Genomic DNA, 17,962 nt, shown 5'->3' with positions numbered 1-17,962 from the left:
CGCTCAGCAGACCTCGTGCGCGCCACGTGATCTCAGCGGCCGAAAGGCGCCGAACATCGTGCTGAGTGCAGCCCGGCGGGCGATGCCACAGCAAACTCGCTCCGATGCGCTGCGGCGATTGCACACCGCCGCGCATACGTCGAACTCGGTAACTCGGTGGGGTCGCCCCCTGCTCCCTCATCCACGATGCGTACTCCTGACCGGGCCGAATCCGTACATGGACTCCTGGTAAACGGTACCGCAATTCAGCGGGAATGCAGGGCATCTCGGTGCGGTACCCGGGCGGATGCTGTGGTGAGAGCCGAAAAGCATTGCCGCCCAATAAACCTGGTCGAATCGTCCGATTTGTCGGCGGGCGAGCGTAACTCACGCGGTGAGGTGGGTCGTTCCGGCAGGTGGTACGACCGGCTGCGGCGACAGTTCGTGTGATGTGGCCTACATCGAGGGATGTCTGTGCAATGGCTGCGAATCGCCGGATGCCGGTTGTGGGGTTACGCAGATATGAACTCGGTGTTGCGTCGGCAGGTATCCGAACGCGCCTCGGCGGCGTCGCGAATCGCCCTCGGCGGCGAGAACTCCCGGCGTCATACGGCCCTAGCTGGGCATTTGGTCTATACCGACTGCATCGATAGCTGATCGATGACTCGAGGCGGTGATTTCGAGGAGGGGGAGACCTACGCGCGAAGGGATCGCCGGCGGGCTTCGAATGTGCCGCCGCTCACATCGGGCTGTAAAGCCCCATACACAAGGCCGATGGCTCCGAATATCTGATGGTGCACGGGGAACGATGATTCGGGTTCGCCGCGCACTGTCTCGGATACGCCGGCGCCGGTGGGTGAACGCAATGAGCCGCTGACAACCACCGGCGACCGGGTCCGGGCCCGTTCGAGCGGGCTAGGAGACCAACCCGCGACCGGTGGTCAGCGGGAGATCGATGGCGGTGAGCAGACCCGGACGGGCCTGTACGACCGCGGGGACGGCGCTGACGAGTCGAGCGGCCGTACCGACCAGTCCGGCGCGGGCGTGATCGCCGTCGCTGTAGAGCTGCAGATCCAGTCGGTAGTCGGGTTCGCCCTCGACTTCGACTCGGTAACAACCCTTTCCGGCGGGCTGCGGCCACTCCGGCGCCAGATCCGGATGCAGCCGGGTGATGTGTTCCAGGACGAAGACCTCACGTCCCGAACGGATTCCGCTGACCCGGAAGCGCAGGGCCGCGGCGGTCCCGGCGGCGACGGTGCGCCCGGCCACCTCGATCGGTGCGGGCGCGCCGATCCGCTCGAAATCCTGTGTCACCTCGTCCAATTCGACATCCAGTGCGGCGGCGAGCTGCCGCACCACACTGCCCCAGGCCAGGGTGAGCACCCCGGGCTGCAACAGCAGCGGCAGATCCTCCAGAGCGCTGCCGAAACCCATGATCTCGAACAGCACCTTCGGATTGTCGTAGGTGGAGTAGTCCATGAGTTCCGAGCACACGACGCGGTCGATGCGTTCGCTGCCGCTGGTCAGCAGCAGTGGCAGCCAGTCGTTGGCCCAACCCGGATCGATCCCGTTGACCCACAGCGACGCCCCGCCTTCCTCGGCGGCCTGCACGATCGGGTCGATCACCTCGGGAGGCAGTGTGCCGTAGGGGAATTGCAGGAACACCGGACTGCTCGACACGACGTTGATCCCGGCCCGCAGGAAGGTCTTCAGATCCTCGACCGCCTCCATCAGCCGGTCGTCGGCCATGGCGGTGTGCACGATGCAGTCGGGTTTCAGCGCGAGCAGCGCCTCGGCGTCGGTGGTGGCCGCGATGCCGGTCGGGGTGTCGAGTCCGGCGAGTTCGGCGGCATCCTTACCGGCCTTTGCCTCGCTCGACACCCAGACCCCGACCAGTTCCAGTTCGGGCCGGGCGATGATGGACCGCAACGCCCAGTGCCCGACATTGCCCGTGCTCCACTGCACTACGCGACAGGTCATTGCCACTCCTCACAGATCCGGAAGGCCCAGTGCGAGATTCGGGGCCTCGATACCGCCGTCGACCTCGAGCACCTTGCCGGTGATGTAACCGCCTGCGCGAGAACTCAGATAGACGATCGCCGCGGCGATCTCCCACGGCTCGCCCAACCGGCCCAGCGGGGTCGCGTCCTCCATGGTCTTCTTGACCTCCGGCTGTTGGGCGACGACCTCCAGTGCGGAGGTGAGCACCGAACCGACCGCGATGGCGTTGACCCGGATGCGCGGTGACAGATCCGTCGCGGCCAGCCGAGTCCAGTGTGCCAGTGCGGCTTTCGCGGTTCCGTAGGCGAGGAAGCCGCGGCCCGGGGAGCGGCCCATCATCGAGCTGATGTTGACCACCGAACCGCCGTCGCCGCGCAGCATGTGCGGGACCGCGGCCTGGGTGAGCGCGTGTGCGGTGCTGACGTTGAAGCGGAACGCCTCCTCGAGGAATTCCGTCGTGGTGGTCATGAAGGTGTTCGGCATGGTGCCGCCGACGTTGTTGACCACGATGTCGATCCGGCCCAGTTCCGCGGCGGCGGTCTCGGCCAGGGCGGTGACCGCGGTGAGATCGGACAGATCGCACGGGACAGTGATCGCCTTGCGGCCCAGGCTACGAATCTTGCCTGCCACATCGTCCAACTGGCTGGCCGTGCGGGCGGCGATCGCGACGTCGGCGCCGGCCTCGGCCAGGGCGAGGGCGGTCGCGGCGCCGATGCCGCGCCCGGCGCCGGTGACGACGGCGACGCGGCCGTCGAGACGGAAGGTGTCCAGGATCATCGAGTTGTCCTCCTCGTGGATCGCCGTACGGCGTATCCGGTGTGTAGGGGCTGTCGCGTCGGATCTATGGTTCGACGCAAATGATGTGGTACCGGTCACAAAGTCTTAAGAACTAGTGCTTAATTGTCAAGGGATTGTTCCGTTCGTCCTGGTGAGTGATTATTCTCTGCCTGTGGCAGAGATAACAGCGCGCGAGCGGATTCTTCGCGCGGCGGAGCGGCTGATCGCCGAGCGTGGACAACTGGTGCCGCTGCGCGATATCGCGGCGGCGGCCGGACAGCGGAACAACTCCGCGGTGCAGTACCACTTCGGCTCCCGGGACGGGCTCATCGAGGCCGTCGTCGAACAGCGGATGGCCACCCTCGAGGTGCGCCGCCTGGAACTGCTCGCCGAACTCGCCGCCGCCGATGATCCGGACGGGGTGCACGAACTGCTCGAGGCGCTGGTGGTGCCCATGTTCGAATTGGGTTCGAAGCACGGAATCGGTTACTATGCGAGGTTTCTCGAACAGATCCGCACTCATCCCGCGGTGACCGACGAGGCCAATCTGCACGGCACGCGCCGCACCTCGGTCCGGGTGATCATGCACCGCCTCGACCGTGACCTGCCGGAACTACCCGCGCCCCTGCGCATGCGCCGACTACGCGCGCTACCCACGGTGCTGTTCTCCCTGCTGGCCGACCACGAACGCGCCGTCCAGGACGGCCGCGTCGCCGTCGATGACACCACCGCCTGGGCCGAACTCGTCGACATTCTGGCAGGCGTGCTCACCGCACCGGTCAGCCGACGGATCGCCGCACATCAGGGTCGGCGGCATTAGTGCCGAACTCGCTGCCAAGGACTACGGATACGCCCGCCCCGGCCCGTCGGAGGACGGGCCGGGCGGTCCCGGATTCGCCGTGACGGACCCCTTCGGCAATACCCTGCGCTTCGCCCAGCGGGGGTGACATGCGGATGTCGTTGCGGGAGTGCTGAATTCGGTACTTCCGATCGCTGAGTACGCCGAGGCGGACGCGGGGCGGCGGTGGCCGATCCGGTCGATGACGCGTTTCGCCGAGCCGCGGTGACCTGGCGGATGTGGATACGGGGCGATTACCGTGGATGACTGTGGATAACGCGCACACGCTGCCGATCGCGGCTCGGTCCCGGTGGCGGGGGTTGGGGACTCCGGCGATGATCGGGGGTGTGGCGCTGGCCGCCGCCGCGGTCGTGCACTTCTACGATCCACATGTGGAGGGGTCGTACGGGATCTGCCCGTTCTATGCGTTGACCGGGTGGTGGTGTCCGGGGTGCGGGGGGTTGCGGGGGATGCATGATCTGACCGAGGGGCATGTGCTGGACGCCGTGCACAGCAATGTTTTTCTGTTGCCGCTGATCGTGGGATTCTCGCTGTGGTGGGGTGAGTGGGTCGTGCGGCGTTGGCGCGGGGTGCCGGGTCGGCGGTGGGCGATGAGCCGCACGGCCCTGTGCGCAATTCTGGCCTTGCTCACGGTATTCACCGTCGTGCGTAATACGCCCTGGGGTAGCTGGCTGGCGCCGGTGTAGTCGTGGCATGGGCGTGGTGAGTTTGCTGAGCATTCGGCATGCTGGTGGGCATGGCTGATTCTCTGAAGGCGCGCATCCGGGACAAACTCCTGCGTCAACTGGACGAAGACGGCGTGCCCGACAGTGAGCACGACGATCCTCGGCAGATCGCGGTCGAGGCGGATCTCGAGGCGCTCGACGCGGTCACCGAGGACGACCCGTTACTGGAGGTGCTCGCCGCCCGCTATCTCGTGCCTCGAGCACACTCGATCGGCGAATCAGAATGCGCAGGGTGCGGCGCCCGCGGTTCCGGACAGGCCGGGACGGGTTTCGGGGGTGGGATTCCACTGGCCGTCGGTGCAGGTGTAATCCCAGGCCGGACCATCGGTGGTGAGGGCGGCCACAGCCTCGATCAGCCGGTCCACATCCGCGGCGCGGGTGCCCAGGCCGATGCTCACGCGGATCGCGCCGTCGACGCCGAGGCGGTCCAGCAGGGGATGGGCGCAGAATCGGCCGTCGCGGACGCCGATGCCGTGTTCGGCGGACAGGTAGGCCGCGATCCGGCCGGGGGCGAATCCGTCGAGGGTGAACGCGAGGATGCCCACGCTGTCGGCGCTGTCCGACCAGATGCGCAGGAAGTTCACTCCCGCAATGGCTTTCAGTCCGTCGCGCAGTTGTTCGGTGAGGGCGCGCTCGTGTTCGGCGGCGGCCTGCGCATCGATCGATCCGAGGGTGTCGCAGGCGGCGGCCACCGCGGCCGCGCCCAGGACGTTCGGGGAGCCGGCCTCGTGACGTTGCGGTGCGGGGGCCCACTCGGCATCGGTCGTGCTGACCCGGCGGACTGCGCCGCCACCGGCCAGATACGGTTCGGCCGCGTCCAGCCAGTCCCGGCGGCCGACGAGCACACCCGCGCCGAACGGCGCGTAGAGCTTGTGGCCGGACAGGGCGAGGTAGTCGATTCCGATGTCGCGCAGGTCGATTCGACGATGCGGTGCCAATTGCGCGGCATCCACCAGGATTCGCGCACCGCACTGGTGCGCGATCTGCGCCAGCCGACGCAGCGGCAGCATCTCGCCGGTCACATTCGATGCCCCGGTGATCGCAAGCAGCGCAGCGGGTTTGGTGCACAGCTCGGCGACCAGGCGGCGGATCGTCTCGTCGATCGTCGTGGCGGCGGTGACCACCCGGCGGCCGTGCCGGGTCCAGGGCAGGAAGTTGGCGTGATGTTCGATATCGAGTACGACGGTGTCCCCGGGGACGCAGGCGGCCAACAGGTTCAGCGAATCGGTGGTGTTGCGGGTGAAGACGACCACCTGATCATCGGCGCAGTTCAGGAAGCGGGAGACCGACGTCCGGGCGTTCTCGTAGCAGTCGGTGGAGATACGCGAGGCGTACCCCGCGCCGCGGTGCACGCTGGCGTAGTAGGGCAACAACTCGTTCACCCGGTCGCACACCTGCGCCAGAGCGGGGGCGCTGGCCGCATAGTCGAAATTGGCGTACGTCCGAGTTCCGCCCTGCACCAACGGAACTCGCAGATCGCATCCGGATACGCGAGCGATCGGGGCACAGGTCTGATCGAGTACGGCAGTCATCACACAATCCCTTCGGGACAGGGATCCCGAGGAGAGGTGAACGGGAGCCCGCGCTTGCCGCACCCGGTCGGGCTACGGCCCGGTCGTCACCCGGAGCACCCCACCGCGGAGGAGGGTTGCCGACCAGCTAGCCGGGGCTTGACGCTGGCACTCATGACCTGACCCGAGATTGGCAGAGGTCGTCGGGTCTTGTCAACCTCCGCTCGAATTTCACTTGCGCTCGGCGCCGCACTGCGCTTGCGTGGTCCGGTGACTGTTTCGCTGCTGCTGGGCTTCGTCGGACTGTGCGTTCTGCTGGCTCTCACGCCGGGGCCCGATACGTTCCTGGTGCTGCGCTACGCGATCGCCGGGCGACGGCCCGCCGTGGCGGCCGCGGTGGGTTCCGCGCTCGGCGGGATCGCGTGGGCGGTGGTGGTCGCGGCCGGGGTCGCCGCGCTGCTGGAGCAGTCGGCGACCGCGTATCGTGTGCTGAAGATCGCGGGCGGAATCTACTTGGTGTACTTGGGAATTCGCACTCTGCGCGACCATCGCCGGGCCCGTGCGAACACGGCCGGGACACAGCACCCGGACCCGGCCCGCGCGACGGTGTCGGGCCGTGCGGCATCGACGCGATCCGCGGCCGTCGCCGGGGTGCTGTCGTGTCTGTCGAATCCGAAGGTCGGCCTGTTCTACCTCGCGGTGTTCCCGCAGTTCCTGAACCATGTCACGTTCGGCGGGACGTTGACCCTCGGCGCGATCGAATCATGTATCGCCGCAACGGAAATGGTGGTGCTCGCGGTCGCCGCGGCGGGTGCGGTGCGGCTCCTGAAGCGTCCTCGCGTGCGAGATCGCCTGGAACAGATCAGCGCCGGGGTGCTCGCCGCGTTGGGGATCGGGACCATCGCCTCCGCCACGTAGGCGTTGTCTGTCGAAAGTGCTGTCTCGCAGCGGATCTCACTACAGTCCGCGCGGGCGGTGATACGAGCCGTTGTAGTACAGCAGCGGCGCGGCGATCGGTTCGTCGTCGGTGGTGTCGTGCACCCGGGTGACCAGCCCGATGACCAACGTGTGATCGCCGATCGGAATGAGCTGATGGACGGTGGCGCGCACCCAGATCGGGGTGTCGTGCAATACCGGCTCGCCACTGTCCAGCGACGTCCACAGCGAATCGTCGGCGAACCGCTCCTCGGCGGCGCGGGAGAACCGTTGGGCCAGATGTAGCTGATGATCGCCCAGGAAATGTACGACCACCGATTCGGCGGCGAGCATGGCCTCGATACTCGATGAGGTCTCGGCGATGTTGAACGAGATCAGCGGCGGTTCGGCGGACAGCGAGGCGAACGAGGTCGCGGTGAAGCCCACCGGACGCTCGCCGTTGTTGAGTGTGACAATGGTCACTCCGGCCGGATAGTGCCGCATCGCGCCGCGGAACTGCGCCGCGGTGATCCCGCCGGCCTCGTCCGGACGCTGCGTCGACGCGGCCGATTCCGCCTGCTCCACCTCGGACATCTCGGACTGCCGGGAGTTGCTCATCGCGCCACCTCGCCATCGGCACAGGTGATTCTCACTAGCTCGTACACAGATCCAACCTACGTCGGGAAGCACGCCGAGTGGTCCGGTACGTCCCACTCGACGGGTCAGTCCACGTCGATCGCCAGGCCCGCGGTGATGCGCACCAACTCGCTGAACGATGTGCGGAACACCGTATTGGGGTGCCCGCCCGCCGCCCACAATTCGCGATGTCGGGACAGTGCGTTGTCCACATATGTGGACAGATTCGCCGGATGTCCGACGGGTGCGACCCCGCCGATCGGCTGGCCTGTGAATTTTCGCACCATCCGCGCGGGCGCCGGGCTGAGCGCACCCTGTAATCGCTCGCCGGTGCGCGCCAGATCGACCTGATGCGCACCGGAGACCAGCAGCAGCACCGGTTCGTCGTCGAGCAGGAACAGCAGCGATTTGGTGATGGCGCCCACGTCGACGCCGAGTGCCTGCGCGGCCTCGGCGGCGGTGTGGGCGGGTTGGGCCTGGGTGACGATGACGCCGTGATGGCCACGAGCGATGAGCGTGTCCGATACCCGGGAAGCGACGGTGGGCAACGACCTGGACATGGCACCAGAGTAGAACCGAAATCGGCTCGCCGCCGGGCGTTCAGTATTCGGGGAATCCCGCTGCGGGCCCGAGCATGCGGTCGATTCGCTCGTGGGTCATCCGGCACAGCTCCGCCAGGGTCCGCTCGGAGAACGGCTCGGGCGCAAGCGGTTCGAAGGCCCGCTCCAGATCCGCCGCCGAGAGTGCGGACAGTCCGGCCTCGGCCGCGGTGAACAGTGCCGCGTGATCGGCGAACGGGCGTAGCTCGACGAGCTTCTCCGCCCAGGTGACATTCGAGCAACATTCGAAGAGCGCGTGCACCGCTCGCGCACGGGAGAGTTCGTTGAATCGGTCCAAACCGATGCCGGTGTGCATCACTGTGCGGGGCCTCACCTGTTCGGTCTACAGGCCCCCGGGGTTCGCCGGAACGAAGCCGGAGGCGGTCGTCGGGTTGTGATCCACCCCATACTTCACCGAGGCGAGTCGGGGGAGACACTGTGCCCCACCATATTTAGCGCAGGTTTTACACACCTCGCCGGGGCCGTCCACAGGGCCGCTACGCTGGGCGGATGACCGATTGGAAGGCTTTCACCGTCGAGCGCGCGGACAACGTGGCCACGGTGACGTTGACCGGCCCCGGCAAGGGCAATGCGATGGGCCCGGACTTCTGGCGCGAGTTGCCGCAGATCTTCGCCGAACTCGACACCGACCCCGATGTGCGCGCGGTGGTGGTGACCGGCGCGGGCAAGCATTTCTCCTACGGCCTGGACCTGCCCGCGATGGCCCCGACCTTCGGTCCGCTGCTGGCCGATCGCGCCCTGGCCGCACCGCGCACCGACTTCCTGAACGAGGTTCGCCGCATGCAGGCCGCGATCACGGCGGTCGCCGATTGCCGCAAGCCCGTCATCGCGGCGATCAGCGGCTGGTGCATCGGCGGCGGCCTGGATCTGATCGCCGCGGCCGACATCCGGCTGGCCAGCGCCGAGGCGAAATTCAGCCTGCGCGAGGCGAAGGTCGCCATCGTCGCGGACGTCGGCTCGCTGCACCGGCTGCCCGGCATCATCGGCGACGGGCATCTGCGTGAGCTCGCGCTGACCGGCAAGGACATCGACGCTGCCCGCGCGGAGAAGATCGGCCTGCTCAACGACGTCCATCCGGATCAGGAAGCGGTCCTCGAGGCGGCGCACGCGCTGGCGCGGGAGATCGCCGTCAATCCCCCGCTGGTCGTGCAGGGCATCAAGGATGTGCTCGATCAGCCGCGCGCCGGCCGGGTGGCCGACGGGCTGCGGTACGTCTCGGCGTGGAATTCGGCCTTCCTGCCCTCGGAGGATCTCACCGAGGCCATGCAGGCGGTGTTCGAGAAACGCTCGCCCGAGTTCAAGGGCCGATAGGCGGCCGGGCGAGGCCGCCGCGAGGAGAACATGCTCACCTTCGCCGTCCTGGGTGAGGTCCGCGCGTGGCGCGGCGATCATCCACTGGACCTGGGCCCCAAGCAGCGCCGGGCCGTACTGGCCGCGCTGCTGCTGCGGTGCGGGCGCTCGGCGACGGTGCGGGATCTGGTCACCGACGTCTGGGGTGAGCAGGCCACGGCCAGTGCCGTCGGCGCACTGCGCAACCATGTGCTGCATCTGCGCAAGGTGCTCGAGCCCGAGCGAGCGGCGGGGAGTCCGCCGACGGTGCTGGTCGGTTTCGACGGTGGCTATGCCTTGCGGTTGCCGCCCGGGGCGGTGGACACCGAACTGGCCGACCGATACGCCGCCGAGGCCGAACGCGCCGCCGACGCCGAGCAGGCGCGCGAACGCCTGCAGGCCGCCCTCGCGCTGTGGGCGGGTCCGCCGCTGGCCGGAATTCCCGGCCCGTTCGCCGAACGGCTGCGCGCCCAGTTGTCCGAACGTCGGCTGAGCCTGCTCGAGCGTCGGCTGGAAACCGATCTGCGGCTGGGCCGCTTCGCCGCGGCGATCGGCGAGCTACACCCGTTGTCGTCGGAACATCCACTGCGAGAGAAGATTCGGGAACTGCTGATGACCGCGCTGTATCACGCGGGCAGGCAGGCCGAGGCGCTCGAGGTGTTCGCCGACACCCGCCGCACCCTGATCGATTCGCTGGGCATCGAACCGGGCCCGCTGCTGACCGATCTGCATGAGCGGATCCTGCGCGCGGATCTCGCACCGGTTCGCTCGCCCGTCGCGGTGGCCGAACCGGTGTCGCGGGTTGCGCAGTTACCGGCCGATATCGCCGATTTCACCGGTCGCGAGGATCAGGTGCGACGGCTGACCGAACGGCTCACCGATGCGACGGGTGCGGTGGCCGTCTGCGCGATCGCGGGGATGGGCGGGGTCGGCAAGAGCACCCTCGCGGTGCACGTCGCGCATCGGGTGCGCGAGCACTTCCCGGACGGTCAGCTGCACACCGATCTGCACGGCGCGGCGCAGCCCGGGGACATCCTGGGCGATTTCCTGCGCGCACTGGGCGTGCCCGAGGGCAAGATCGCCGCGACGCCGGACCAGCGCGCCGCGCAGTTCCGCAGTCTGCTGGACGGGCGGCGAGTGCTGGTGCTGCTGGACAACGCCCGCGACGCCGATCAGGTGATCCCGCTGATCCCGGGTACCGCGGGGTCGGCGGTACTGATCACCAGCCGCGCGGCGATGCCGGAACTGGCCGGTGCGTCGAGTGTGCGCCTGGACGAGATGAGCGAGGCCGAGGCGCTGGCTCTGCTCGGCGGCGTCGTCGGGGCCGAACGTGTTGCCGCGGAACCGGATTCCGCCGAGGCGGTGGTGCGCTCGTGCGGGCGGCTGCCGCTGGCGGTGCGGATCATCGGCGCGCGGCTGGCCACCCGGCCGCGCTGGAGTATCGCCTCGATCGCCGAGCGGCTCGCGGACGAACAGCAACGGCTGGCGGTGCTGCGAACCGGCGATCTGGCCGTCGGCGCGGTGTTCCGGGTCGACTACGACCAGCTCGAACCGGCGCAGGCCGAGGCCGTGCGGATGTTGTCGGTGCCCGAGGTGGAGGATCTGTCACTGCCCGGTGCGGCCGCGGTGCTGGATATGAGCCGCGACGAGGCCGAACTGCTGTGCGAGACACTGGTCGATCTGAGCCTGCTCGATGCGCCCGCACCCGGTCGCTACACCTATCACGATCTGCTGCGGCTGTTCGCCAGGGAACTGATGGATCCGGCCGATGAGCCCGCCGCCTTGCGCAGGCTGCTGGAATTCTATCTAGCGACCATGAAAAACGTTGTCGCCGTGTCGAATCCGGGAACCAGACTGCCGGAGCATCTCAGTCGTACTCGGGTGCAGGGACTTTCGTTCAGTGACGGTGTCGGTGCGCAGGGGTGGCTCAACGCCGAACGGCCGAATCTGGTCCGGCTGTTCGGTCAGATCGCGCGGCGCAGTGTCGCCCGCGACTCGTCCGGCGTCTCCGCGGAACTGGCGTTGTGTGCCGATCTGGCCTGGGCCATGGCGGAATTGATCGACGGCGGCCCGAACGCGCAGGAACTCTCCCGCGCCCTGGAAGAACTGCTCGAAGCCGCGTTGCGGGCCGGGGATCGCGGGCTGGAATGCCGGGTGCGGGTGGCGCTGGGCTCGGTGCTCACCTATTCGCTGGCCCGGATGCGGATCGGCCGCGACCACCAGCGCATCGCCCTGTCGCTGGGCAGCGACGATCCCGGCGACGCCCGGCTGACCGCCTTCGCCGCTCAACTCCTGGCCGGATCGACCCGGCAGGGACACGAATCCGCGGCCTCGCTCGCCCATGTCGAGCGCGCGATGCGGATCGCGCGCCGGGTCGGCGATCCGGCCATCGAATGCGCCGCGCTGGTGCATGCCGCAAAGACGTTGTCCGATGCCGGCCGCTACCTCGAATCCGCCGAACGGGCAAGGGCCGGATGGGAATTGGCCGAACAGATCGGCAATCTCGCCCTGGCGGGCATGGCCCTGCACGAACAGGGCGCGGCGCTGGCCTTCCTCGGCGATTTCGAGCGCGGTGCCGAATTATGCACGCGGGCAGTGGAATCGGCGCACCGCAGCGGATCGCAGCTGCGCGTCGGTTTCGCACTGGCCCGGCAGGCTCAGGTGTGTCTGCTGGTGGGTGCGCTGGACCGGGCCGAGTCGATCGCGGCCGAGGCGGTGGACACCGTCACCCGCGCGGCCGGACCGCTGCATCGCGCGCGGATCATGCTGCTGCACGCGACGGTCCTGGGCGCACTGGGCCGCACCCAGGACGAACAGCGGGTGTTGCGCGCCACCGCGGAGATCGTGTCCGAACTCGAGGACACCCATCTGGTCCACGAGCGCGTGGATGCCGAACTCGAGGCTCCCGTGGTGGCGATTCTGCACGCACGTCTGGCGGGCGCCGCAGAGGCCGCACGATAGCCGGACGAACGGTTGTCACATCATTTTTCGATCATTTCCGGCTCATCGGCGCGCTGACCTGTGGATATCCTGTGCGCCGCGAGATGCGGCGGCCGCGAGCCACAGGTTAGCGTTCCAAGCAGCGGAATTCGGTCGAGAGCCCATGAATTCCGTTGCGGCCGTGTATCGAGGCCGACATCGTCGCACGGGGGGTCGGCGGTGACGGCTGAATCCTCGGCCTCCGCTCCGCTCCGGCAGGTTTGCGGCGCTCCAAGGCTCACCGTTGGGCTCCGTGTCGGGTACTCGTACCTCGCACCCGCCACGCGTCCCAACGGCGAGCCGCGCCGCAAACCGCTGGAGCGGTTCAGATTCGGGCTCAGTGCCCGCCCTGCTCCTTCAGACGCGCGAACGCCTCCTCGACCAGCGTCTCGGCCTTGGCCCGGTCGCCCCAGCCGTCGACCTTGACCCACTTGCCGGGCTCGAGGTCCTTGTAGTGCTCGAAGAAGTGCTCGATGGCCTTGCGGTCGAACTCCGGGATGTCCGCGACGTCCTGGATGTGGTCCCAGCGCTTGTCGCCCGCCGGAACCGCGACGACCTTCTCGTCGCCGCCGGCCTCGTCGCTCATCAGCAGCACGCCGACCGGACGGGACTCGACCAGCACGCCCGGGAACACCGATTCGGGCAGCAGCACCAGGCAATCCAGCGGATCGCCGTCCGAGCCCAGGCTGTTCTCGACGTAGCCGTAATCGGCCGGGTAGACCATCGGGGTGTACAGGTACCGATCCAGCCGAACCCGGCCGGTTTCGTGGTCGACCTCGTACTTGTTGCGCTGACCCTTGGGGATCTCGATGGTGACGTCGAACTCCACGTCATCTCCTTCGTCTGCTGCTCGTATTCGACTGGCCGCGACTCGCATCGCGGCCCCGGGTGGGGCTCCGACTCGCCAGCTTGGTCGGCGGAACGCCGGCGAGGTGAGGATAGTGTGGTCGGTGGGCGCACTGGTGCGGCAGGGACGCAAAGTCTGCGCGATACGGCGGACTCGCACGTGTTATTAGGGAGACTACGGTCAGGTGGCAGGTCGAAGTAGCAAGAACATCGGTGGTCTGGCCGCTCGGCGGCGGCGCAACATCTGGATCTGGGTGAGTGCGGCGGCGGTCGTGGTGGTGGCCGTGGCGACCGCGGTGGTGATCACCGTGCGGCCGTGGACCGAGGAGTTCCGGCACGGCGGGCTGAAGATCGAGGCCGCACCCTCGCCGCAGGCGCCGTCCCCGCAACTGGCCGCCGCGTCGGCGACCGCGCCCGCGCCGTCGAAACTGGGGTTGAGCACCGCGCTCGGCGCGGTGGTGAGCAATCCGGATCTGGGCTCGTTCAGCGGATCGGTGACCGATGCGGCGAGCGGAAACGTGTTGTGGAGCAAGGACACCGACAAGCCGATCATCCCGGCCTCGACCGCCAAGATCCTCACCAGCGCCGCCGCGCTGCTGGTGCTGCCCTCCGATCACCGGGTGACCACCAAGGTCGTCGCCACCCCCGGCTCGAACACACTGGTTCTGGTGGGCGGCGGTGATCCGACGCTGACCGCGCAGGCCGACGGCAAGGGCTACTACTCGGACGGACCCAAGCTCTCGGATCTGGTCACGCAGATTCGCGCGACCGGCCGCACCTTCAGCAGCATCCTGGTGGACAACTCCGCGTACACCGGTCCGACGCAGGCGCCCGGCTGGGATCCGGCCGATATCGCGGGCGGTTCCTGGGCGCCGATCGAATCGGTCATGCTCGACGGCGGCCGGGTGAATCCGCTGGTCGAATACTCCCCGCGCACCCCGACCCCGGCGCTGGACGCCGGACGTCGGCTGGCGCTGTCGCTGGGGATGGATCCGGCCGCGGTCCGCACGGGCAGCGCCCCGGCCGCGGCGGCCACGGTCGCGCAGGTGCAGTCGGCCCCGCTGCACGATCGGCTGACCCAGATGATGACCCACTCCGACGACGTCCTGGCCGAGACGATCGGTCGCGAGATCGCGGTGGCCGCGGGTGCTCAGCCGTCCTTCGCGGGCGCGGCGCAGGCCACCCTGACCGCGTTGAACGCCGCCGGATTCGACACCACCGGCGTGGTGCTGCACGACAACAGCGGCCTGTCGACCGACGATCGCGTCCCGGCCCGGCTGTTGAACAAGATCCTCACCGAGGCGGCCGGAGCCCCGGCCGCCGCCAAGGCCGGCAGCACGCAGACCACCGGCACGCAGAGCGCCTCGGTCGGCGGCGCCGCGGGCACAGCCGACGATCCGCTGGCCCCGCTGCTGGACTATCTCCCGGTCGGCGCGGGCACCGGCTCGCTGGCCTACCGCTTCACCACGCCCAAGGACCACATGGCCGCGGGCTGGGTGCGGGCCAAGACCGGAACTCTGTCGGTTTCGAGTGCGTTGGCAGGGTATGTCCTGGACAACGACGGCCGGGTGCTGACATTCGCACTGATGTCGAACGACCGGCCGCCGGAGGCGAGTCGGCCGGCGCTGGACGCGGTCGTCGCCACGTTGCGCAACTGCGGTTGCTCCTGACGGGCGGAGTGAGCTATGACCGGACCCGGTGACGGCATCGTCGGGCAAGCCCCCGATACATCCGAACCTTCGGCCACGTCGAAACATTCGGCGCTGGCCGGTGCGGTCGACTGGCGCCTGGCCGCGCGAGCCGGTGCGGCGGTGGTTCCGGCCGGGCCCCGCACGTCGCGCTATTCGGCCGAACAGGTCGTCGCCGAACTCGCCGAATCCTCCGCGCGGGCGGAGGGGCCGGTGCGCGAGGTGAGTGAACTTCTCGACGATCGCGCGGTGCCCGCGGCTCGCATCGTGGACCGTCCCGGCTGGATTCACGCGGCGGCGGAGTCGATGGCCTCGCTCACCGGCGAGGGGGAGTCGGGCCGGTTCAGCGGGAAACCGGCCGGAATGCAGGCGGGCGCGATGCTGGCGTTCCTGTCCACCGCGATCCTCGGTCAGTACGACCCGTTCAGTGGTGCGGACGGCACATTGCTGCTGGTCGCGCCGAACATCGTGATGGTCGAGCGAGCGCTGGGCGTGGTGCCGCGCGATTTCCGGCTGTGGGTGTGCCTGCACGAGGTGACCCATCGGGTGCAGTTCTCCTCCGCGCCGTGGCTGGCCGACTACATGAAGCACAACGTCGAGGTGCTCGGCAACGTCGGCGACGAGCCGGTCAACGAGATGCTCTCCCGGTTGCTGGAAGAGGTGCGTGAGCGGCGTTCGCGGCCCGATTCCGACGATCCGGCCGATCGGGGTGTGCTGGGCCTGCTGCGCGCCACCCAGGCCCCGCCGCAGCGCGAGGCGCTGGATCGGCTGCTGATGCTGGGCACGTTGCTCGAGGGGCATGCGGATCATGTGATGGACGCGGTCGGGCCCGCGGTGGTGCCGACGGTGGAACAGATTCGCCGTGCCTTCGATCAGCGGCGGCGTCGTCCGGCGAATCCGGTGCAGCGGCTGATGCGCGCACTGCTCGGCGTGGACGCGAAGGTCGCTCAGTACGTGCGCGGTAAGGCGTTCGTGGACGAGGTGGTCGGTAAGGTCGGCATGACGCGGTTCAACACCGTGTGGACCGACGGCGAGACGTTGCCGCGCACCGACGAGATCGCGGTGCCGCAGCGCTGGATCGATCGGGTACTGGGCTGAATATCTTGCTGCCGCAAGGGTTTCCGGAGACTTCGGCGGCATTGGCGCTGCGTCGCGCGGTGCGCGGGTGGCTTGCTCGACATGCTCCGGCCGGGGTGGTCGCGGTCGGCTTGTCCGGCGGTGCGGATTCGCTGGCGCTGACCGCGGCGACGGTGGCCGAGGCCGCGGTGGTGGACGCGTTGATCGTCGATCACGGTCTGCAGGAGGGTTCGGCGGCGGTCGCCGCGGAGGCCGCTCGCGCGGCCCTGGAATTGGGGGTGCGCTCGGCCCGGGTGCTCACGGTTCGGGTGCGGGGCGAGGGCGGGCTCGAGGCCGCCGCCCGGCGCGCGCGGTACGAGGCGCTGGACGGTGCGCGGGCGGGGTTGCCGGTACTGCTCGGGCACACCCTGGACGATCAGGCCGAGACGGTGCTGTTGGGCCTGGCTCGCGGATCCGGCGGACGATCCATCCAGGGCATGGCCGAATTCGCCGAGCCGTGGGGCCGCCCGCTGCTGGAGGTGCGTCGCGCGCAGACCCGGCAGTTGTGCGCCGACCTCGGGCTGACGCCGCACGAGGATCCGCACAACAGTTCGCCCGCGTTCACCCGGGTCCGGTTGCGGACCGAGGTGCTGCCGCTGCTGGAGGAGGTGCTCGGCGGTTCGGTCGCGCCCGCGCTGGCTCGCACGGCCGCCCAGCTGCGCGCGGACGGCGCCGCGCTGGATGCGATTGCTGAGGAGTTGCTGATCTCCGCGACTGATGGCGACACACTCTCCGTGGAGACAATCGCCACTGCCCCGGCGGCGATCCGGCGACGTGTCATTCGCACCTGGCTACTGTCCGGTGGTGCAAAAGCGTTGACGGAGAAGCATTTACGTGCGGTCGACGCGCTGGTCACGAACTGGCGCGGTCAGGGCGGGGTGGCGGTCGGTGGGGCGAAACCGGGGACGAGGTTGGTTGCCAGACGCGAACATGGGAAGCTGACGATGGCGTTTACACCATATTGATCCGGGTGACCGGGGTCATCCAGGATCATCATCGAAGGAGACCCGCGCACGTGTATGGGGACGACATCGCGTCGGTATTGATCACCGAGGAGCAGATCAAGGCGAAGGTCGACGAACTCGCCGAACTGATCGCCAAGAGGTATCCCGCAGACGCGCCGGAAGGCGATCTCCTCCTGGTCGGGGTGCTCAAAGGTGCGATCTTCTTCATGACCGACCTGGCACAGGCACTGCAGATTCCCACCCAGATGGAATTCATGGCCGTGTCCTCCTACGGTTCGTCCACCTCCTCCTCGGGTGTGGTGCGGATCCTCAAGGACCTGGACAAGGACATCGCGGGCCGCAATGTGCTCATCGTCGAGGACATCATCGACTCCGGTCTGACCCTGTCCTGGCTCAAACGCAACCTGTCCAGCCGCAACCCGGCCTCCCTCGAGGTCGTCACCCTCCTGCGCAAACCCGACGCGTTGCGCACCCACGTCGAGGTCGCCAACGTCGGCTTCGACATCCCCAACGAATTCGTCGTCGGCTACGGCCTCGACTACGCCGAGCGCTACCGCGACCTGCCCTACATCGGCACGCTCGCCCCGAAGGTCTACAGCCCGGTGTAGTTCGGCCTCCGCCTCGGTGCGGCGCGGTCGCGGCCCCGAAGCTGTTCAGCGCTCAGGGCTCGGGCTTCGCTCATGCGCTGTGTGTTCGGCCTCGGCATCGCTGCGGCGTGCTCGCGGCCCGAAGGCTCGCTGTTCAGCACTCGAGACGCGGGCTTCGTCCATGCGCTTCGAGTGCTCATCGGCGAGCCGGCCGCGAACATCGCTCGAAGGCTCGCTCCGTGCTGGGCTGAGGGGGAGCGCACCGTACGTTCTGTTCGGTTGTGCTGGTGATTGATTCGAACTGATGGCGCGCCGGAATTGTGCGGATCGCTGTTGGTGAGGCTGCGGCGAGGTGTCTCGTAGTTCGAGGCGTGACTTGTGGCGGGCGCTCCTGCGGCCTTCCGTCTGCGGACCGTGTGGGGCCGGGTG

Annotated in this window: 16 protein-coding genes and 1 riboswitch; of the genes, 9 read left to right on the top strand and 7 right to left on the bottom strand. The window is 68.4% G+C overall.

Annotation, left to right across the window (positions count from 1 at the left end; translation table 11 throughout):
- Positions 1–894: 894 nt before the first annotated feature.
- Both ON40_RS30780 and ON40_RS30775 read right to left on the bottom strand, forming a co-directional pair.
- Positions 895–1,959 (bottom strand): NAD(P)H-dependent amine dehydrogenase family protein, encoded by a 1,065-nt coding sequence (locus tag ON40_RS30780; protein WP_040828362.1) that lies wholly within the window; start codon positions 1,957–1,959, stop codon positions 895–897.
- Between the two features lie 9 nt (positions 1,960–1,968).
- On the bottom strand, positions 1,969–2,757 hold the full coding sequence (locus tag ON40_RS30775) for an SDR family oxidoreductase (RefSeq protein ID WP_040828361.1): 789 nt from the start codon (positions 2,755–2,757) through the stop codon (positions 1,969–1,971).
- Positions 2,758–2,929: 172 nt separating this feature from the next.
- Here ON40_RS30775 and ON40_RS30770 point away from each other — a divergent pair, with 172 nt between their 5' ends.
- Both ON40_RS30770 and ON40_RS30765 read left to right on the top strand, forming a co-directional pair.
- The gene (locus ON40_RS30770) at positions 2,930–3,577 is read left to right on the top strand and encodes a TetR/AcrR family transcriptional regulator (RefSeq protein ID WP_051193751.1); all 648 of its coding nucleotides are present in this window, start codon (positions 2,930–2,932) and stop codon (positions 3,575–3,577) included.
- Between the two features lie 281 nt (positions 3,578–3,858).
- Complete coding sequence (locus ON40_RS30765; RefSeq protein WP_051193750.1) at positions 3,859–4,302, top strand: DUF2752 domain-containing protein; 444 nt, start codon at positions 3,859–3,861, stop codon at positions 4,300–4,302.
- A 257-nt stretch (positions 4,303–4,559) separates the two neighbouring features.
- Here the strand turns inward: ON40_RS30765 and ON40_RS30760 are convergent, their stop codons facing one another.
- The gene (locus ON40_RS30760; protein ID WP_040828360.1) at positions 4,560–5,873 is read right to left on the bottom strand and encodes an aminotransferase class V-fold PLP-dependent enzyme; all 1,314 of its coding nucleotides are present in this window, start codon (positions 5,871–5,873) and stop codon (positions 4,560–4,562) included.
- A 45-nt stretch (positions 5,874–5,918) separates the two neighbouring features.
- Positions 5,919–6,032: riboswitch (SAM riboswitch) on the bottom strand.
- Between the two features lie 90 nt (positions 6,033–6,122).
- Here ON40_RS30760 and ON40_RS30755 point away from each other — a divergent pair.
- Positions 6,123–6,770: a LysE family translocator gene (locus ON40_RS30755; protein ID WP_040828516.1), complete on the top strand. Its 648-nt coding sequence runs from the start codon at positions 6,123–6,125 to the stop codon at positions 6,768–6,770.
- Positions 6,771–6,809: 39 nt separating this feature from the next.
- On the opposite strand, the gene ON40_RS30750 is transcribed toward ON40_RS30755, so the two are convergent.
- The 3 genes from ON40_RS30750 to ON40_RS30740 form a co-directional block, all read right to left on the bottom strand.
- Positions 6,810–7,361: a flavin reductase family protein gene (locus ON40_RS30750; RefSeq protein ID WP_040828514.1), complete on the bottom strand. Its 552-nt coding sequence runs from the start codon at positions 7,359–7,361 to the stop codon at positions 6,810–6,812.
- A 128-nt stretch (positions 7,362–7,489) separates the two neighbouring features.
- Complete coding sequence (locus ON40_RS30745; RefSeq protein WP_040828359.1) at positions 7,490–7,963, bottom strand: YbaK/EbsC family protein; 474 nt, start codon at positions 7,961–7,963, stop codon at positions 7,490–7,492.
- A gap of 40 nt (positions 7,964–8,003) precedes the next feature.
- On the bottom strand, positions 8,004–8,336 hold the full coding sequence (locus ON40_RS30740; protein WP_245568061.1) for a 2-oxo-4-hydroxy-4-carboxy-5-ureidoimidazoline decarboxylase: 333 nt from the start codon (positions 8,334–8,336) through the stop codon (positions 8,004–8,006).
- Between the two features lie 176 nt (positions 8,337–8,512).
- On the opposite strand from ON40_RS30740, the gene ON40_RS30735 reads away from it, so the two are divergent.
- Both ON40_RS30735 and ON40_RS30730 read left to right on the top strand, forming a co-directional pair.
- The gene (locus ON40_RS30735; RefSeq protein ID WP_040828357.1) at positions 8,513–9,334 is read left to right on the top strand and encodes a crotonase/enoyl-CoA hydratase family protein; all 822 of its coding nucleotides are present in this window, start codon (positions 8,513–8,515) and stop codon (positions 9,332–9,334) included.
- Positions 9,335–9,364: 30 nt separating this feature from the next.
- On the top strand, positions 9,365–12,313 hold the full coding sequence (locus ON40_RS30730; protein WP_040828356.1) for an AfsR/SARP family transcriptional regulator: 2,949 nt from the start codon (positions 9,365–9,367) through the stop codon (positions 12,311–12,313).
- Between the two features lie 355 nt (positions 12,314–12,668).
- On the opposite strand, the gene ppa is transcribed toward ON40_RS30730, so the two are convergent.
- Positions 12,669–13,160, bottom strand: a complete 492-nt coding sequence (gene ppa / locus ON40_RS30725) for an inorganic diphosphatase (protein WP_040828355.1) — start codon at positions 13,158–13,160, stop codon at positions 12,669–12,671.
- 202 nt (positions 13,161–13,362) lie between these two features.
- On the opposite strand from ppa, the gene ON40_RS30720 reads away from it, so the two are divergent.
- From ON40_RS30720 to hpt, 4 genes are read left to right on the top strand one after another with little or no spacing between them, the layout of a single operon-like run.
- Positions 13,363–14,847, top strand: a complete 1,485-nt coding sequence (locus ON40_RS30720) for a D-alanyl-D-alanine carboxypeptidase/D-alanyl-D-alanine-endopeptidase (RefSeq protein ID WP_040828353.1) — start codon at positions 13,363–13,365, stop codon at positions 14,845–14,847.
- 15 nt (positions 14,848–14,862) lie between these two features.
- The gene (locus ON40_RS30715; protein WP_083896040.1) at positions 14,863–15,963 is read left to right on the top strand and encodes an Rv3626c family coenzyme F420 biosynthesis-associated protein; all 1,101 of its coding nucleotides are present in this window, start codon (positions 14,863–14,865) and stop codon (positions 15,961–15,963) included.
- Between the two features lie 8 nt (positions 15,964–15,971).
- A complete protein-coding gene (gene tilS, locus ON40_RS30710) occupies positions 15,972–16,946 on the top strand; it encodes a tRNA lysidine(34) synthetase TilS (RefSeq protein ID WP_040828511.1) in 975 nt (324 codons plus the stop codon).
- A gap of 50 nt (positions 16,947–16,996) precedes the next feature.
- The gene (hpt, locus tag ON40_RS30705; RefSeq protein WP_040828351.1) at positions 16,997–17,554 is read left to right on the top strand and encodes a hypoxanthine phosphoribosyltransferase; all 558 of its coding nucleotides are present in this window, start codon (positions 16,997–16,999) and stop codon (positions 17,552–17,554) included.
- The last annotated feature ends 408 nt before the right edge of the window (positions 17,555–17,962 follow it).

The organism is Nocardia jiangxiensis NBRC 101359, from assembly GCF_000308615.1.
Classification (GTDB): domain Bacteria; phylum Actinomycetota; class Actinomycetes; order Mycobacteriales; family Mycobacteriaceae; genus Nocardia; species Nocardia jiangxiensis.
Note: the sequence above shows the minus strand (reverse complement) of the source record. Positions and strands in the feature narration are given on the sequence as shown.